The sequence below is a fragment of the Streptomyces sp. CNH287 genome (assembly GCF_000424825.1).
In genome coordinates this window covers 188,658-205,304 of record NZ_AUKQ01000004.1, presented here as the reverse complement: position 1 = coordinate 205,304, position 16,647 = coordinate 188,658, and the positions used below count along the sequence as shown (strand labels likewise).

Sequence of the window (16,647 nt, the reverse complement as noted above, 5' to 3'; positions counted from 1 at the left end):
GGGGGCGGCCGGGGCGCGCCTCTCCGCGCCCCGGCCGGCGCGTCAGAAGTCGTCCGTGGCGTGCGGCAGGAAGTCGGTGCGCAGTGCCGCGTCGAGGCGGCGGGCGGCGCCCGGTGTGTGCTCGGCGACGAGTCCGGCCAGGACCAGCCGCTCCAGTTCCGTACCGCCCAGGTAGCAGGCTCCCAGCTCGCGGATGTCCAGGGTGAGGTCGGCCGCGCGGGGAGTGGGTACGTAACTCGCGCCCTGCGGTCCGGCGGTGAGCCGGAAGCGGCCCGCGTTGGCGGGCAGCCTCGCGTCGGAGACCTCCAGCACCACGTCCACCGGCTTCGCCCAGGACCGCGCGGTGAGCGCGGCGGCGGCGTCCACCAGGCGCAGCCACAGGGCCGGGAACTGCCGGGTGACGCTGACCTGGTCGCGGTCTTCGGCGAAGAGCAGCAGCGGGTCGTCCAGCGGGCGGCCGTGTGCGCGTACGCGGCCGGTGAGGTCGATGGAGGCGAGGTACCGCCACAGGGCGGCGGCGACGGCCGGGGTGTCGGCCTCCAGCTCGCAGACCTGGACCAGGCCGGGCGCGCCGCGCGCCTCGTCCTCGCCCCGGGTGCGGTAGACGGCGTACCCGGCGGGCGGGCCCGCTCCGTCGCCCAGCGCCACCACGCGGGGCGGACTCAGCTCCTTGTCGTCCTCGTCCTCCTCCGGCAGGACCTCCTCCCGCCACCACCGCTCGTCGCGGGCGATCCGGCCCGCCCGCTCGGCGCGGACGGCGGCGTGCGCGGGGCCGAGCAGCTCGGGGACCTCGTCCAGGTCGGCCAGCCGCAGCGGCCGTTCGTCGGGGGTGACGCGCAGGGCCAGCGGCCGGGTGGAGTCGATCTCCACGGTGCAGCCGTAGGTGGCCGCGCCGAACCCGAAGCGGCCGTAGATGGCGGCCTCGGACGCCCACAGCACGGCCAGTGGCTGCCCGTTCGCCGTGGCGCGCCGCATCGCGTCGCCGAGCAGCCCGGTGAGCACGCCGCGCCTGCGGTGGGTGGGCGCGACGGAGACGAACGTCAGCCCGGCGGCGGGGAGTTCGCCACCGGGCACGGAGAGCCGGAAGTCGTGTGCGGCGGCGAGTCCGACCAGGCGTTCCGCCTCGTAGGCGCCGATCCGCTCGCAGTGCAGCAGCGTGTCGCGGAGCTGTTTGCGCCGCTTCTCCTCTGCCCGCTCGTGGAAGACGAGATCGGCGTGGTCCAGGGCGCGGTCCACGTGCGCCTCGGGAAGGGTATGAAATTCCACAGTGGTCACGATGCGGACGCTAACCCTCCTGTTGCGGATATTCATCCGATTATCGCTCGGACGGCGATGTCTGTCCGCCGGAGACCGACCGCGGCAGCATCGCGAAGCCGTGTCCGGAATCCGCCAGCCCGGCCCCCGCCCGCCGGGCGAATATCGGTCCAGGCCGAAACAAGGCAACGGACAAGGACCGAGAATGAGCACCAGCATCTCCCCGCTCGACGGCAAGGTCGCACTGGTCACCGGCGGCAGCCGGGGCATCGGCGCGGCGGTGGCGCGGCGTCTGGCGCAGGACGGCGCGGACGTCGCCCTGACCTACCGGAGCAACAAGGACCAGGCCGAGCAGGTCGTCGCCGGGATAGTGGCGGCGGGCCGTCGCGCGTGGGCCGTACGGGCCGACCTGGCGGAGGCGTCGGACGCCGCGGAGGCGGTGGCGGGCACCGTCGCGCAGCTGGGGCGGCTCGACATCCTCGTCAACAACGCGGGTACCGGCACGATGGGCCCGATCGGCGAACTCTCCCTGGAGGACATCGACCGGGTGCTCGCCGTCAACGTGCGGGGCGCCTACCTGATGGCGCGCGCCGCCGTCGGGGAACTTCCGGACGGCGGGCGGATCATCGGGATCGGCTCCTGCATCACCGAGCGGGTGCCGTTCCCCGGCGCCACCCTGTACGCGACCAGCAAGGCGGCGATGACCGGTCTGACCAAGGCGCTCGCCCGCGAGCTGGGCGGGCGCGGCATCACCGCGAACACGGTGCAGCCCGGTCCGACCGACACGGACATGAACCCGGCGGACGGCCCCGGAGCCTCGCTCCAGCGGGAGTTCACCACGCTGGGCCGCCACGGGCTGCCCTCGGAGGTCGCCGCGACCGTGGCACACCTGGCGGGGCCCGGTGGCGATTACATCACCGGCGCGGCCATCGCCGTGGACGGCGGCCACACCGCCTGACCGCTCCGGCGACGCCCCCCCCCCGGGCCGGGGCGGTGCACAGTGAGCGACGCCCCGTGCCCGTGTGTGGAGCACGGGGCGTCGCGCCGCACGCCGCGCGGCGCCGGGCGGCCCGGCGGCGGTGGTGCGCACAGTTGCGGGGGCACGGTCGCGGCACCGCCGCACGGCGCCGCCGCGACGGGCCAGTGGGTCAGCGGGTCGGCTCCAGCCGGGCGATCCGGCCCCGCTCGCCCGAGGCCCAGCAGCCGAAGTCGGCCGCGCAGTCCACCGTGTCGTACGAGCCTGCGTCCACCGTGCGCCAGCTGCGTCCGCCGTCGAGGGTGACGTCGGTGCCGGTCGGCCCGACCGCCAGGGCGGCGTGCCGGGAGTGCGGCAGCCAGGTCACGCCCGAGCGGTACTCGGGTACCGGGCGGGCGCTCGCCGTCCAGCCGCGCCCGCCGTCGGCGGTCACCGCCGAAGCGCTGGGCGAGGCCTGCCCGGGCCGGTAGTCGCCGCCGACGGCCAGACCGTGCCGGGCGTCGCGGAAGGCGAGCCCGAAGACCCCCCGCTCGGCCGCGCCCGCCGGGATCGGCGCCTCGGACGCGCGCCAGGTGCGCCCGCGGTCCGCCGAGTGCAGCACCCGCGCCGTCCCCGGCCCGCCCGTGGCCATCCACACGTCGCGCGGGCCGCTGCTCACCAGGCACTGGCCGCTCGCCGCGAAGTTCGCCTCGCCGGGCTGGGCGGGCGGCATGCCGTCGTCGGGGAGTACGCGCCAGGAGCGCCCGCCGTCGGAGGTCGAGAGGATGCGGAACCGGCCGTCCACCGGGTCGCTGACGGCCAGTCCGTTGCGGCTGTCGAAGAAGGTGAGGCAGTTGTAGAACGCCTCGGGGGTGCCGTTGCGGAAGGTCTCCGTCCAGCTCTCCCCGCCGTCCGCCGTACGGAAGACCCGCGACTCCTCGCCCGGCCCGATGGCCAGCACGACGGCCTGCCGCGCGCCGAACGCCTCGACGTCCCGGAACTCCAGCCCCTCCGCGTCCGGCGGCGACACGTCGCGCCAGTGCCGCCCGCCGTCCCGGGTGCGCAGTACGGTGCCGCCGCTGCCCGCCACCCACGCCGTGGAGCGGCTGACGGCCGCCAGTCCGCGGAAGCGGGCGTCACTGCCGCTGTCCTGGAGCGACCAGTCCAGCCCGCCGAATGCCTGACCGGCCGCCCGCTCCGGCCCGGCAGCCCGCTCCTGCGCCGCCGCCTGGGCCTGGCCCGTACCGAGCGCGGCGACCAGGGCCGCCCCGCACAGCCCGGCCGACCCCGCTCGTCTCAGCTTCCCCTTGAGGCTCATGGGCACGGAACCTAGCCGATGTGCCGTGTCCGCGTCACGACGAACGGCCCGGCAGGTTCCGGGTGAGGACGGGAGGAGTGGCGGGGGTGGCGGCTCAGCCGCCGTCCGGCAGCATCTGCTCGGCCAGGACGACCAGCACGAACCCGCAGGCGAGCACGGCGGTGGCCACCCGCGTACGGCCGCGGCGGCTCAGCACGATCGCCGTCCCGGACAGTATGAGCGCGATGCCGTACAGGCCGACGGTCAGCAGGGACGGGGCGCTGCCGAGGCGCACCACCAGCGCACCGGCGACGGCCAGCATCACGACACCCGAGGTCACCGCGCGGGTGCGGCGCGCGTGCCAGGCCTTGGTCCGGCGCGGGCGCTGGTCGGGCTCCTCCGCGAGGTCGGCGTCGAACTCCGGCTCCGGCACCGCCTCGGCGTCCGCGTCCGGCGCGGGCTTCTCCGCGTCCGCGGCGGGCTTCTCCGCGTCCCGCGCAGGCTCGCGCCCGGCGGCGGCTCGGCGGGGCCCGGCGCTCCGGTCCGGGTCGGCGCTCCCGTCCAGGTCGGCTCCCCGGTCCAGGTCGCCGGCCTCGCGTACGTCCGTAGCGTCGACCTGTTCGTCGTCGAGTGCCGTCATCGCCGTTACACACCTTCCATCCCCCGAGCACAAGCGGTAGTCCCGGAGGTTACCGGCCGTCGCCGCCCCGCGTCCCGTCGCCCCGCCCCGCACCGCACCGCGCCTCCCCGCGACCCGGCCCCGGCGCGTCACGGTGGTCAACACCGGCCGGGGGGCGGAGGATCGGGCCTGCACGCCGATTGCATACGCTGATTCCGACCCATACACAGGAGGCATTCCGCATGGCGACCACACGCACCGCACACACGGTCTGGAACGGGAATCTGATGGAGGGGTCGGGCACCGTCACCCTCGACTCGTCCGGGATCGGCGCCTACCCCGTGTCCTGGCCCGCGCGCTCGGAGGAGCCGAACGGCAAGACCAGCCCGGAGGAGCTGATCGCCGCCGCGCACTCCAGCTGCTTCTCGATGGCGCTCTCGAACGGGCTGAACAGCGCGGGCACCCCGCCGACCAAGCTCACCACCCAGGCCGAGGTGACCTTCCAGCCGGGTACCGGCATCACCGGCATCCACCTCACGGTGGAGGGCGAGGTGCCGGGCGTGGACGAGAGCGGCTTCACCGAGGCGGCCGAGAACGCGAAGGCGAACTGCCCGGTCAGCCAGGCCCTGTCCGGCACGACGATCACGCTGTCGGCCAAGCTCGCCTGAGAGGCTGTCGGGCTCCGAGCCCGGCCCTCGGCCGGCCGCCCGCCACGCCAGGCCGCCGCACCGCGGCCGTGCCCGGCGGGCGGCCTCCGCACCCTCGCGGCAGAATGGGCGGTATGCCGGAACTGCCGGAGGTGGCCGCCCTCCGTGACTTCCTGGCCGACCGGCTCGACGGCCGGACGGTCGCCGAGGTGCGCGCCCTGTCCGTGAACGTCCTCAAGACCTACGATCCGCCGCTGACAGCGCTGGAGGGCGAGTCCTTCACGGGCGCCGCCCGGCACGGCAAGTTCCTCGACCTGGCCGCTGGGGAACTGCACCTGGTCATCCACCTGGCGCGGGCCGGCTGGCTGCGCTGGCACGAGCGGCCGCCCGCGACCCCGGCCCGGCCCGGCAAGGGCCCGCTGGCCCTGCGCGTCCTGCTGGACGAGCGGCCACCGGTGCAGGGCGCCGGATTCGACCTCACCGAGGCGGGCACCCAGAAGCGCCTCGCGGTGTACGTCGTACGCGATCCGGCCGAGGTGCCCGGCATCGCCCGGCTGGGCCCCGACCCCCTGGCCGAGGACTTCTCCCCCGAGGTCTTCCGCGCGCTGCTGGACGGCGAACGGCGCCGGATCAAGGGCGTCCTGCGGGACCAGTCGGTGCTCGCCGGGATCGGCAACGCCTACTCGGACGAGATCCTGCACGCCGCCCGCATGTCCCCGTACAAGACGGCGGGCACGCTCTCCGAGGAGGACGTCGGGACGCTGTACGCCGCCCTCGGCGAGACCCTGCGCGACGCCGTCACACGGTCCCGGGGACTTGCCGCCGGGAAGCTGAAGGCGGAGAAGCGGGGCGGCATGCGGGTGCACGGGCGCACCGGGCTGCCCTGCCCCGTCTGCGGGGACACGGTGCGCGAAGTCGCCTTCCACGACTCGTCGTTGCAATACTGCCCCACCTGCCAGACCGGCGGCAGGCTGCTGGCCGACCGCCGTCTCTCCCGCCTGCTGAAGTGAACCGCCTGCCGCAGTGCGGGCAGCGGGCGGCGGAAGCAGCGGGCAGGCGGCGGACGGAGCCGACGGGCGGCGCGCCGCCCGGTCAGGGCCGGGGGATGTTGCGCAGGTTGGTGCGCGCGAGATCGAGCATGGTGCCGACGCCGCCGTCCAGCACCGTGCGTCCCGCCGCCAGCGCGAAGCCCTTGACCTGGCCGAAGGTGATGTGCGACGGCACGGAGAGTGCGTTGGGGTCGGTGATCAGCTCCACCAGCGCGGGTCCGGGGCTGCCGAGGGCTTCGGTCAGCGCGGCGCGGATCTCGCCGGGCTGCTCCACCCGCCAGGCGGGGATGCCCACGCCCCGCGCGATGGCGCTGTAGTCGACGGGCGCGTGGTCCGTCTCGTAGGCGGGCAGGCCGTCCACCATCATCTCCAGCCGGACCATGCCCAGCGAGGCGTTGTTGAAGACGACGGTCTTCACCTGCAGATCGTGCTCGCGCACGGTGAGCAGTTCGCCCAGCAGCATGGCGAGGCCGCCGTCGCCGGACAGGGAGACGACCTGGCGGGAGCGGTCGGCGAAGGCGGCGCCGACCGCGTGCGGCAGCGCGTTGGCCATGGTGCCGTGGGTGAAGGAACCGATCACGCGGCGGCGGCCGTTGGGGGTGAGGTAGCGGGCGGCCCACACGTTGTTCATGCCGGTGTCGACGGTGAAGATGGTGTCGTCGTCGGCGAGGGAGTCCAGCAGGCTGGCCGCGTACTCGGGGTGGATCGGGACGTGGTGGTCGACGTTGCGGGTGTAGGCGTCGACGGCGGTGGTCAGCGCGCGCTCGTGCTTGCGCAGCATGCCGTCCAGGAAGCGGCGGTCGGCGGCGGGCTCCAGCAGCGGCTGCACGGCGTCCAGGGTCGCGGCGACGTCGCCGTGAACGGCCAGTTCCAGCGGTGTGCGGCGGCCCAGGGTGCGCGCGTCGTGATCGACCTGGATGGTGCGGGCCTGCGGCAGGAAGGCGTCGTAGGGGAAGTCGGTGCCGAGCATCAGCGTCAGGTCGGCGCCGTGCAGGGCATCGTGGCAGGCGCCGTAGCCGAGCAGTCCGATCATGCCGACGTCGTAGGGGTTGTCGTACTGAATCCACTCCTTGCCGCGCAGCGTGTGCCCGACGGGCGCCTTGAGCGTCTCGGCCAGCCGCATCACCTGGCGGTGCGCGCCGCGCGCGCCCGCGCCGCAGAAGAGCGCCACCTTGTCCGCCGCGTTCAGGGCGCGGGCCAGCTCGTCGACCACCTCCGGCGCAGGGCTGACGGTGCCGCAGGCGGGGGTGGGGACGGTGCGGCCGGTGGGGTTGGGTGCGGGCTTCTCGCCGACGTCGCCGGGCAGCACCAGCACGGCGACGGTGGAGCCGCCCAGGGCGCGCTGCGCGGCGATCCGCGCGAGGCGGGGCATCTGGCCGGGCTGGGAGAGCATCTCGCACCACTCGGCCACGTCGTTGAACAGCAGCTCGGGGTGGGTCTCCTGGAAGAAGCCGGTGCCGATCTGGCCGGTGGGGATGTGCGAGGCGATCGCGAGCACGGGCGCGCCGCTGCGCTGCGCGTCGTAGAGGCCCTGCACCAGATGGGTGTTGCCGGGGCCGCAGGAGCCCGCGCAGACGGTGAGCCGTCCGGTGATCTGCGCCTCGGCGGCTGCGGCGAAGGCCGCGGCCTCCTCGTTGCGTACGTGCACCCACCGCAGCGCGCCGTCCGAGCGGCGGATGGCGTCGACGAAGGGGTTGAGGCTGTCGCCGACCACTCCGTAGACCCGCTCGACCCCTGACTGGATCAGGACCTGGACCAGCTGGTCGGCGATCTTGGTGGCGGGCATGGCGTCCCCTCCTGCGGTGGATGGTTCCGGCATCGAGCGTAGGCCCGGTCGCTCGCGGGCGCGCGGCGAGCGGCGGAGCGGGGAGCGGGAGGCGCCCTTGGCGGTCAGCGGTCCAGCGGCAGGGCCAGCAGTGCGTTCTCCACCAGTTCCGGCATCGCCGGGTGAATCCACAGCTGCCCGCGCGCCATGGTGTGCGCGTCCAGACCGAAGGTCATCGCCTGGATGAGCGGCTGGATCAGGGTGGCGGCCTGCGGCCCGATGAGGTGGGCGCCGAGCAGCAGCCCGGTGGCGGGGTCGGCGAGCAGCTTCGCGAATCCGGTGGTGTCCTCCATGGCCCAGCCGTAGGCGATGCCCGCGTAGTCCTGGGTCGCGGTGACGAAGCGGACGCCGCGCTTGCGTGCCTGCTCCTCGGTGAGCCCGACGGAGGCGATCTGGGGCGCGGTGAAGACGGCGTGCGGCACCGGGCGGTCGTCGGCGGAGAGCGGCTGCTGGGGGTGGAGCAGGTTGTGCTGGACGATCCGGGCCTCGTGGTTGGCGACGTGCTTCAGCTCGTAGGGCGAGGAGACGTCGCCCAGGGCGTAGATGCCCGGCACGTTGGTGCACTGGTGCGGATCGACGGCCACCCGGCCCTCGTCCGTGGTCAACACCCCCGTCGCGGACACGTCCAGCAGGTCGGAGTTGGGCCGGCGCCCGGTGGCCACCAGCAGCAGGTCACCCTCGGCGGTCTCCGCTCCGGCGGGCCCGATGAGGTCGAGGACGAATCCCGCTTGCGTCCGCCGTACGCGCTCGGTGGTGCGGTGCAGGCGTACGTCGAAGCGCCGGGCGGCCAGCTCGGTGAACCGGGTGCTGATGTCCCCGTCCTCCGCCCGCAGGAGCGCGCCGGAGCGGGCGATCACCGTCACCTCGACGCCGAACGAGGCGAAGACGTGCGCGAACTCGGCGGCGATGAACCCGCTGCCCAGGATGACGAGGCGGCGGGGCAGCTCCTCGATCCGCATGATCGTGTCGGAGGTGTGGTACCCGGTCCCGGCAAGGCCGGGGATGTCGGGGGCCACGGGCCTGCTGCCCGCGGCGAGGACGAACCGCTCGGCGGTCACCGTCTCGTCCTCGCGCACAGGGCCTCCGTGCCCCGGGCCGCCGCCGGGAAAGGTGATCGTGAGCTGCTTGTGCCCGGTGAAGCGGGCCCGGCCCTCGTAGACCGTCAGCTGGGCGTTGTCCTCGTGCGTACGCCGGTAGGCGCGTCCGTCGCGGGCGATCGGGTCGATGCGGCCGAAGATCCGGTCCCGTACGTCACGCCAGCGCACGCCGCGCAGTTCGGCGTCCACGCCGAGCCGGGCACCGGCGGCGGGGGTGGCCGCGACATCAGCCGCGTGCACGTACATCTTCGTGGGGATGCAGCCGACGTTCAGGCACGTCCCACCGAAGGTCCCCTTCTCCACCAGCGCCGTCCGCCACCCGGCGAAGCGTTCGTCCACCAGGGAGTTCCCGGAGCCGGTACCGATGATGACCAGGTCGTAGTGGGGCACGTGCTCATCCTGCCCGGTGCCCGCCGGGCGCGCTCGCGGAGCCCCCGGCACCCTGGCCCGCGCCCGGGTCCGCGGCCCCCGCCCGAAGGGCCCACCACACCAGCGGGGCCTGCAACGGCAGCCGGGCGGCGGCCAGCGCGCCCAGCGGCGCGGGGCGGTCGCGCCAGTCGCGGGCCATCCGCACGTTCGCCGGGAAGACCGCCACGAAGTAGGCGGCGGCGGCCCGGCCGCCCAGCCGACGGGTACGCGGATGGAGGAGGGCGGCGGCCAGCGCCAGTTCGGCGGCCCCGCTCGCGTACGTCCAGGCGCGCGGGCTGCCGGGCAGACCGCGCGGGACCATCGCGTCGAACGGCTTCGGCACGGCGAAGTGCGCCGCCCCGGCTCCGGCCAGCAGCGCGGCCAGCCGGGCGCCCGTACGGCGGGGGCGAGCGGACATGTTCCCTCCAGCGGAGAGCGGACGGTGCGGACGATGCGGTGCCCGCACCGGTTCGGCGGCGTCAGCGGCCGGCAGCCCGGCGGCGGGCGGCCCGGGACGGGTCAGGGCGCCGGGGCGTGCGCCGGGGCCCGGCCCAGTGCCTCGCCGAGCAGGGCGTGCAGCCGCTCCGCGCCCGCGTACGAGAGCACCAGCTCGCCGGAGGCGCTCAGGGGACCGGCGCCCAGCGAGTCGAGCGGGACGCGCACCTCTTGGGCGCCCCGCTCCCCCATGCCGACCGCGGCCGACCGCCGGGGCTGCCCCGGCTGCTGCCGCGCCTGCGGCGGGGCCGTCTGGCGCCGCTGGCGCGGCAGCGGCGGGCGGTCAGGCCGGTCGGGTCGCTCAGGCCGGTCCAGCCGGTCCGGCAGCAGGGCCGGGGCGCTCACCGCCGCGCCCGCGCCCGCACCCGGCTGCTCGCCGTACGCCCGGTCGCCGCCGGCGCGCTTCGCGGCGCGCAGCGCCAGGTCGGCGTCGAGCATGAGGTCGGAGAGGTTGGCGCGGGCCGCCCCGTGGCCCGTACAGGAGGCGACGCCCATCGAGACCGCCTGGCCGGTCAGCGTGACCGTACTGCTGCGACTGGAGCGGGCGGTGACGGCCATCCGCCGCACGGTCTCCTGGGTGCGCCGGGCGACGCCGAGCGCCTCCTCCTCCGTCAGGCCGGGCAGCAATATCAGGAACTCGTCCCCCGTGTGCCCGCCGTACCGGCCCACGATGCTGCCCTCGATGCGGTCCAGCGCTCCGGCGACGGCGCGCAGCACGGCGTCCCCCACCGGGTGTCCGTAGGTGTCGTTGACCGCCTTGAAGCGGTCGAGGTCGGCGAGGACGAGGGCGAGCGGCTGCCCGTGGCGGCGGGCGCCGGCGGCGGCCCGGGAGGCCCTGTTGTCCCACTCCAGTCTGTCCAGCACGCCGGTCAGCCGGTCGGTCAGCGGCTTCCTGCACAGTGCGCAGTGCTTCTGCTCGGCTGGCCTTGGCACGGTGGTCATCGACTGCCTCTCCCGACATGATGGAAGCACGGGGTCCACTGCGTTCCGCCCGGAGCCTCGGACAACTGCGGTGACTGGTTCATCATTCAACTCAACTAGTAGTTGAGCGGTTGCGCTGGGTGAGTCTAGACTCGCGACGGCCCCGGGTGTCAACCACCGTTGGAAAAGGGCCAGTTAGGGTCGCTTCGGGCCGAATGGCCGCGCGGTGGAGGTGGGAGCGATGCCCGAGCACGCACGGCAGCCGGGACCGGCGCAGGCCGACCGTCCGACCCTGGCCGCCCAACTGGACCGGCTCTTCCACGACATCCGCCCGCACGGCCCGCATGGGCGCCCGTACACCAACGAGGAAGTCGCCACCGCCGTCAAGCACGTCCATCCCGGCATCCGGGTGGGCGGCGCGTACCTCTCCGCCCTGCGCAAGGGCACCAAGCGGAACCCCTCCACGGAGCTGCTCACCGCGCTGGCCCGCTTCTTCGGCGTGCCCCCCTCCTACTTCCTCGACGACACCACCGCCGCGCAGGCCGCGGCCGAGAGCGAGCTGGCCCGGGTGGCCCGCAACCTGGGCGTACGCCATCTCGCGCTGCGCGCCCTGGAGCTCTCCCCCGAGGGGCTCGCCGCGGTCACCCAGATCGTCGAGCACGTGATCGAGGGCGACACCCGCCCCACTCCCCCGCCCCCGCCCGGCCGGTGAGGGCGCCCGCGGCCGGTCAGTCCAGGCAACCGGCCAGCTCCACGGCCAGCGGACCGGAGGAGGCCGGATTCTGACCGGTGAAGAGGTTGCGGTCCACGACGACGTTCGGCACCCAGGGGTCGCCCTCCTGGAACACGGCGCCGATGCCGGTCAGCCGGTCCTGGAGCAGCCACGGAGCCTTGGCGGCCAGGCCCGCCTGGGTCTCCTCCGCGTTGGTGAACCCCGTGAGCCGGTAGCCCGCGAAGGGGGACCCGCCGTCGGCGTCCCGGGCCGCCAGCAGCGCGGCCGGTCCGTGGCAGACCACCCCGAGCGGCCGGCCCGAGGCGAGCGCCCGGGCGAGCAGGGTGCCGGAGGCAGCATCGGTCGCCAGGTCCTCCATCGGGCCGTGGCCACCGGGGTAGAAGACCGCCGCGTAGTCGTCCAGGGCCACGTCCGCCAGCCGCAGCGGCTGCCGCAGACCGGGAATCGACGCGAGGGCGGCGGCGATCCGGTCGGCGGCGTCCTGGCCCCCACTGGCCTCCGGCGCCAGGCTCGCCCGGTCCACGGTCGGCGTCACGCCGCCCGGGGTGGCCACCACGACCTCGTGCCCCGCGGCGGTGAACACCTCGTACGGCGCGACGACCTCCTCCGCCCAGAACCCGGTCGGATGCCGGGTGCCGTCCGTGAGCGTCCAGTGGTCCGCGCCGGTCACCACGAAAAGGATCTTCGACATGTCGCCTCTCTCCGGTCACATGGTGTTGACGATCAGTCCGATGTGCGTGAAGTAGTTCAACCCGCCGAACAGCAGGAACGCCAGCCCCGCGAGTCCCCAGCACACCCCGACCACGGCGGCCACCGCGCGCGGGCGCCGCAGCAAGATCAGCGGGAAGAGTACGGCGCCCACCCCGACCAGCACGTAGAGGCTGGAGATGAAGGTGGCCTCCAGCATCGGATGGTCGGCGAACTCACCGGAGATCGGCTCCTCGGGCGGCGCGGCGAAGAGCGTGTACTTCCACCCGGCGGCGGCGATGCCGAAGCAGCCGAGGCCCATGCCCAGGACGAACACCGAGATCGGACCGGCGAGGACGGACGCGCTGTGCGCCGGGTCGGGGGCGTCGGCCAGCGCGGCCCCGCGCCGCCACAGATAGAAGGCCGCCGCGCTGAGGAAGACGCCGAAGGCCAGCGCGGGCTCACCGAAGATGATGTTGTCGAACGGAAAGCCCTGCCCGGCCAGCGGCCAGGTCAGCGTCATGTGCAGGCCCGTGACCACCAGCGTGAACCCGATCCCGGCGAAGGCCAGCGCCCAGCTGTCCGGGACGATCCGACGGTTCGTCAGCAGCCGGTGTCCCAGCGCCACGACCAGCAGCAGCCCCGCGCCGGCGGCAAGGGACATGATCGTGTTGTACGTCGGCATCCGCGTCCAGTCGATCTTCAACCCGTTGCCCGCGGCGACCTGCACATATGAGCTGTTCATGATCGAAAACTAGGGCGACCGCCCCTGGACCCGCCCGCAGACACCCTGGGCACGGGCCGACGTTCCTCCCAACGGACGCGCCGCCCGTACCCACGCACCCGCCGCCCCGCCTGCCTACACTGGCGGCCATGGCATGCCGCATCAGCGAACTGGTCCTGAACGCCGCCGACGCCGAACAGCTCGCCGCGTTCTGGAGCGAGGTCCTCGGCTACGTCGAACTCGGCCGGGAGGACGACGGCAGCATCGAGATCGGGCCTCCCGACACCGGCTTCGGCGGCCTTCAGCCCACCCTGATCCTCAGCCCCAGCAGCAACCCGCGCACCGGGCGGCTCCCGCTGCACATCGACGTCAACGCCACCGACCGCGACCAGGATGCCGAGCTGGCACGGCTGCTCGCCCTCGGCGCCCGCCCCACCGACGTAGGCCAGACCGGCACCGAGACCTGGCACGTCCTGGCCGACCCCGAGGGAAACGAGTTCTGCCTCCTGCGCACCCGTCTCCAGCCGAGGTGAGCACGGCTCACCCCCGCCCACGCGGCCCGCGCCTGGACGGGGGCGGGTCAGGTTTGGCGGAAGGTGTCGGGGTGGTGGTGGGTGGCGTGTTGGCGGAGGGCGTCGTGGGTGGGGTCGGTGATGTGCCAGGTGTGGGCGTGGGGGTGGTTGCGGAAGAGGGCGCAGGCGTCGCCGTGGGTGTCTTCGGTGGTGGTGTGGGTGCACCAGGGGAGGAGGACGAAGCGCGCGTCCTCGTCGTTCCAACGGCGCCAGACGGCCCAGTTGCGGTCGAAGTCCCACAGGTGCGCGGCGTGGGGCCCTTCATGGTCCTGCGCGAGCGCGCACAGCGCGTAGCCCGTCTCGACGTGGGGCAGTAGGTGTGGCGGGGGCGGGACTTCGCCGGTGGCGGTGCACTGGAGCATCAGCGGTTCTCCAAAGGGGGCCGGTGTCGGTGTCCCGGTGCGGTCCTCGACCAGCGCACCCGAGAGCGTGCACGGAATGTCCCCGTGGCGGTTGTGCTCTTCGAGGCGGGCCTCAAGAACGCTGATCTTGATGTGGCGTTTGCAGCGCGGGCAGTGCAGGCTGCGCAGACGGCTGTCACGCGGACCACTGCCGCCGCTCACCCGGCCTCCCCGGTGGTGGGGGTGGCGTGCCAGGGCTGGACGGTCAGGTGGCGGTAGCTGCGGTGCGACGGGTGTGCCTGGGCATGGGAGGTCACCCACTCCCGCAGCGACTCCAAAGCGTTGGCCGGTCGGGACTGCTCGTTGCAGGCCAGGCACTGCATCACCTGCCGGGCCACCGCGTCCCGGCGCGGGTCGGGAGCCGCACGCCAGATCACCGGCGACGGCGCCGGAGCGGCATGGACGCGCACCCGCAACGAGGCGTCCTTGAGCAGCCGATAGGTGATACCGCCCTCGAACATCAAAAGCCGGTCCCCGCCCGAGCAGGCACGCATCTCCCGCACCATGCGCCAGCCACCCCGCACATGCACCACATCGCCGACCCGCACCGACCACACGGTCACATGAGGACCACCCTGGAAACTCTCCACAGGCATCAACAGCCCTCCTTGCTTGTTCTTCATCGGGAAAAATGGGTCCCGCATCCAGCCCGGACGGAGCATCGAATGCGTGAATTCACGGTCTCGGTGCATGGATTACTTCCGGGACACGTTGCTTCCGCTTCAAAATCCGAGAGTCGAGCCGCAGACAAGACGGTCACCACCTCGGGCGGCATATCCGGCAACGCGGCGGCGCTGTCCATCAGTGCGCGTCGGTGAGATGCCGTTCCAGCCTGACGTTGCAGTCGCTCACCCGGCTACCGTCGCCGTTCGCTTCCGCATGGTCCCGATCTATGGCCACACCGTCGCAGTGCGCGCACCCCGGAACCGGAAGGCGGCGAGGCCCCGCCTCCGACGACAGATCAAAGGCACCCGCTCCCGTGGAGCTCGTGTGCGTCGTAGTCTGACTCACCATGGTCACCAACCCGCTGTTCGTTCAATCCTGCTTCGGATGTTGGGTGTTGATCCACGGAAACGCATCTGATGCGTGCATCACCACAGCAAAAAAGCCGCAGTTGCGCCGCACCCTGGCCGCACTAGCTACGCTGGCCAGGGACGATGCACCGGCGCGGGAAGGAACGGGGCCACATGACCAGTCGGCGGCGGAGGTTGGCAGAGCGCCGGAAGGCGTGCGGGCTCAACCAAGAGGAATTCGCGGAAGTGGTAGGCGTTGACCGCTCGACCGTTCAGCGCTGGGAGAGCGGGGCCAACGATCCGCAGCCTTGGCAACGCCCGAAGATCGCAAGAGTTCTGTCGATCACAGCGGCAGAGCTGGATACGCTGCTTGCGCCCGACACGTGCACTCCAATGGCCGCGCCGCGTAGCCTCGGCCAACATCGACTTGGCATTGGCACTCCTCGGCAGCGACCGGATGGACGAGGCTTGTGACGCAGCGAAGCGGGCTATACTTTCCGGTCGCATCGTTCCGTCGAACCACTGGCGCGCACTCGAAGTGGTGACGGCCGTCGAACACCGACAGTTCCCGGACGCTTCCGACCTACGAGAGGCATACCAGGGTATGAGGGCTCTCCCGAAAGGCGGATGAGACCGGCTCGGTGCCCCGAAAACGCCGCAGTCCCCGCGCTTTGCACGGTGAGGCTGACGTGTGCGCGCCGCGCACCGGCGGCGCGGCCTCGGTGTCGAGCCGGTTCCGCTTGGGCTCTCAGTCGTCCGCGGGTGCGGGCCAGCGGATGCGGGTGGCGCACAGGGAGACCAGGATCGCCGAGGCGGCGACCGCGCCCATGCCCCACGCCAGGTCGCTCGCGTCCGCGATGAAGCCGATCACCGGCGGACCGGCCAGCAGCCCGGTGGCTCCGGTGGCGGCGACCACGGTCAGGGCGTCCGGGCCCTGCTTGGCCGCGGCCACGTAGACGCACGGTGTCACCGCCGCGATGCCCAGCCCCACGCAGGCGAACCCGATCAGCGCGGGCACCACTCCCCCGGCCAGCAGGGCCAGGGCCAGCCCGGTGCCCGCCAGCGCGCTGCCGACGCGGACGATGCGTCCGTCGCCCCAGCGGGTGCGCCAGCCGTCGGCGAAGAGGCGGGCCAGCACCATCATGACCGAGACGACCGCGATGCCCATGGGCGCCAGCTGTTCGGACGCGTGCGCGACATCCTCCAGGTAGAGCGCCGACCAGTCGTTCATGGCCCCCTCGGTGACCGTGCCGAAGACCATCGCGCCGCCCATCCAGGCGGTGACGCGCGAGGGCACGGTGAACTTGCGCCGGGTGGTCTTCTCCGGGGGCCGCAGGTCCTCCGTGAGCAGCCCCGGGCGGGCGTAGAGGACGAGCAGGAGCAGCAGGGCGGCGGCTGTCCCGAAGTGCACCCGCAGCGAGGAGGTCGCGGTGTGCACGCCGGAGGCCAGCAGCGCGGCGGCCAGTGAACCGGCGCTGAACGTGGCGTGCAGCTTGGCCATCGCCGTGCGCTCGTAGGCGACCTCGAGCGCGGCGCCCTGCGCGTTCATCGCGACGTTTAGGCAGGCGACGCCGACGCCGTCGAGGAACATGACCGCGAGCGCGACCGGGTAGTTCGGCGTGACGGCCAGCGCCGGCAGGACCAGGCCCAGGCCCGCGGCGGAGGCGAAGGCCAGGCGGCGCGAACCCAGCCGCCTCATCAGCACCGCGACGAGCGGGAACGAGACCGCCGCGCCCACGCCGCAGGCCAGCAGCAGGAGACCCAGGTCGGCGGCGGTGAGGCCGAGTTCGGACTTCATCGCGGGAAGGCGCGAGGCCCAGGTGGCGTACTGGAAGCCGAGGAAGCAGAAGAGCGCGGCGATCGCCAGTTGCGAGCGGCGGAACTGATCGCGGACAAGGGGCGGCTGAAGCATGCGGCGGGGTGCCTTCCGGTGCGTGCGCGGTGCGGCGG

18 protein-coding genes are annotated in these 16,647 nt (G+C 73.4%); 6 read left to right on the top strand and 12 right to left on the bottom strand.

Features of this window, described 5'->3' with window-relative positions; all coding sequences use genetic code 11:
- Positions 1-42: 42 nt before the first annotated feature.
- Positions 43-1,311, bottom strand: coding sequence for a GNAT family N-acetyltransferase (locus H299_RS0103850; protein WP_078512442.1), 1,269 nt, complete (start codon positions 1,309-1,311; stop codon positions 43-45).
- Between the two features lie 148 nt (positions 1,312-1,459).
- Between H299_RS0103850 and H299_RS0103845 the strand changes: the two genes are divergently transcribed.
- The gene (locus tag H299_RS0103845; RefSeq protein ID WP_027747333.1) at positions 1,460-2,212 is read left to right on the top strand and encodes a 3-oxoacyl-ACP reductase family protein; all 753 of its coding nucleotides are present in this window, start codon (positions 1,460-1,462) and stop codon (positions 2,210-2,212) included.
- A gap of 190 nt (positions 2,213-2,402) precedes the next feature.
- On the opposite strand, the gene H299_RS0103840 is transcribed toward H299_RS0103845, so the two are convergent.
- Both H299_RS0103840 and H299_RS40170 read right to left on the bottom strand, forming a co-directional pair.
- Positions 2,403-3,527, bottom strand: a complete 1,125-nt coding sequence (locus H299_RS0103840; protein WP_027747332.1) for an oxidoreductase — start codon at positions 3,525-3,527, stop codon at positions 2,403-2,405.
- 94 nt (positions 3,528-3,621) lie between these two features.
- Positions 3,622-4,146 (bottom strand): hypothetical protein, encoded by a 525-nt coding sequence (locus tag H299_RS40170; RefSeq protein WP_486587138.1) that lies wholly within the window; start codon positions 4,144-4,146, stop codon positions 3,622-3,624.
- Positions 4,147-4,367: 221 nt separating this feature from the next.
- Between H299_RS40170 and H299_RS0103830 the strand changes: the two genes are divergently transcribed.
- Together H299_RS0103830 and H299_RS0103825 are read left to right on the top strand one after the other, a co-directional pair.
- Complete coding sequence (locus tag H299_RS0103830; protein ID WP_027747331.1) at positions 4,368-4,793, top strand: OsmC family protein; 426 nt, start codon at positions 4,368-4,370, stop codon at positions 4,791-4,793.
- 113 nt (positions 4,794-4,906) lie between these two features.
- On the top strand, positions 4,907-5,782 hold the full coding sequence (locus H299_RS0103825; protein WP_027747330.1) for a DNA-formamidopyrimidine glycosylase family protein: 876 nt from the start codon (positions 4,907-4,909) through the stop codon (positions 5,780-5,782).
- An 82-nt stretch (positions 5,783-5,864) separates the two neighbouring features.
- Here H299_RS0103825 and H299_RS0103820 read toward each other — a convergent pair whose 3' ends face one another.
- The 4 genes from H299_RS0103820 to H299_RS37330 all read right to left on the bottom strand — a co-directional run bounded on the left by H299_RS0103820 (position 5,865) and on the right by H299_RS37330 (position 10,588).
- Complete coding sequence (locus H299_RS0103820; protein ID WP_027747329.1) at positions 5,865-7,607, bottom strand: pyruvate dehydrogenase; 1,743 nt, start codon at positions 7,605-7,607, stop codon at positions 5,865-5,867.
- Between the two features lie 104 nt (positions 7,608-7,711).
- On the bottom strand, positions 7,712-9,133 hold the full coding sequence (locus tag H299_RS0103815; protein ID WP_027747328.1) for a mycothione reductase: 1,422 nt from the start codon (positions 9,131-9,133) through the stop codon (positions 7,712-7,714).
- A 4-nt stretch (positions 9,134-9,137) separates the two neighbouring features.
- The gene (locus H299_RS32020; protein ID WP_051262102.1) at positions 9,138-9,569 is read right to left on the bottom strand and encodes a hypothetical protein; all 432 of its coding nucleotides are present in this window, start codon (positions 9,567-9,569) and stop codon (positions 9,138-9,140) included.
- A 101-nt stretch (positions 9,570-9,670) separates the two neighbouring features.
- Positions 9,671-10,588 carry a GGDEF domain-containing protein gene (locus H299_RS37330; protein ID WP_027747327.1) on the bottom strand — a complete coding sequence of 306 codons (918 nt, stop codon included), beginning with the start codon at positions 10,586-10,588 and terminating at the stop codon, positions 9,671-9,673.
- Between the two features lie 220 nt (positions 10,589-10,808).
- Here H299_RS37330 and H299_RS32010 point away from each other — a divergent pair, with 220 nt between their 5' ends.
- Positions 10,809-11,279 carry a helix-turn-helix domain-containing protein gene (locus tag H299_RS32010; protein WP_051262101.1) on the top strand — a complete coding sequence of 157 codons (471 nt, stop codon included), beginning with the start codon at positions 10,809-10,811 and terminating at the stop codon, positions 11,277-11,279.
- Positions 11,280-11,295: 16 nt separating this feature from the next.
- On the opposite strand, the gene H299_RS0103795 is transcribed toward H299_RS32010, so the two are convergent.
- Entirely contained in the window at positions 11,296-11,991 is a 696-nt protein-coding gene (locus tag H299_RS0103795; protein WP_027747326.1) for a type 1 glutamine amidotransferase domain-containing protein, read from the bottom strand.
- A gap of 15 nt (positions 11,992-12,006) precedes the next feature.
- Positions 12,007-12,732, bottom strand: a complete 726-nt coding sequence (locus H299_RS0103790) for a DUF981 family protein (RefSeq protein ID WP_027747325.1) — start codon at positions 12,730-12,732, stop codon at positions 12,007-12,009.
- Between the two features lie 128 nt (positions 12,733-12,860).
- On the opposite strand from H299_RS0103790, the gene H299_RS0103785 reads away from it, so the two are divergent.
- Positions 12,861-13,244 (top strand): VOC family protein, encoded by a 384-nt coding sequence (locus H299_RS0103785; RefSeq protein WP_027747324.1) that lies wholly within the window; start codon positions 12,861-12,863, stop codon positions 13,242-13,244.
- Between the two features lie 47 nt (positions 13,245-13,291).
- Here the strand turns inward: H299_RS0103785 and H299_RS40165 are convergent, their stop codons facing one another.
- Together H299_RS40165 and H299_RS0103775 are read right to left on the bottom strand one after the other, a co-directional pair.
- Entirely contained in the window at positions 13,292-13,846 is a 555-nt protein-coding gene (locus H299_RS40165) for a hypothetical protein (protein WP_051262100.1), read from the bottom strand.
- On the bottom strand, positions 13,843-14,280 hold the full coding sequence (locus H299_RS0103775) for a DUF7848 domain-containing protein (RefSeq protein ID WP_027747322.1): 438 nt from the start codon (positions 14,278-14,280) through the stop codon (positions 13,843-13,845). The genes H299_RS40165 and H299_RS0103775 overlap by 4 nt, the downstream gene beginning before the upstream one ends.
- A 561-nt stretch (positions 14,281-14,841) precedes the next feature.
- Between H299_RS0103775 and H299_RS38000 the strand changes: the two genes are divergently transcribed.
- A complete protein-coding gene (locus H299_RS38000) occupies positions 14,842-15,171 on the top strand; it encodes a helix-turn-helix transcriptional regulator (RefSeq protein ID WP_486587137.1) in 330 nt (109 codons plus the stop codon).
- Between the two features lie 274 nt (positions 15,172-15,445).
- Here H299_RS38000 and H299_RS0103770 read toward each other — a convergent pair whose 3' ends face one another.
- On the bottom strand, positions 15,446-16,609 hold the full coding sequence (locus H299_RS0103770) for an MFS transporter (protein ID WP_027747321.1): 1,164 nt from the start codon (positions 16,607-16,609) through the stop codon (positions 15,446-15,448).
- Between the last annotated feature and the right edge of the window lie 38 nt (positions 16,610-16,647).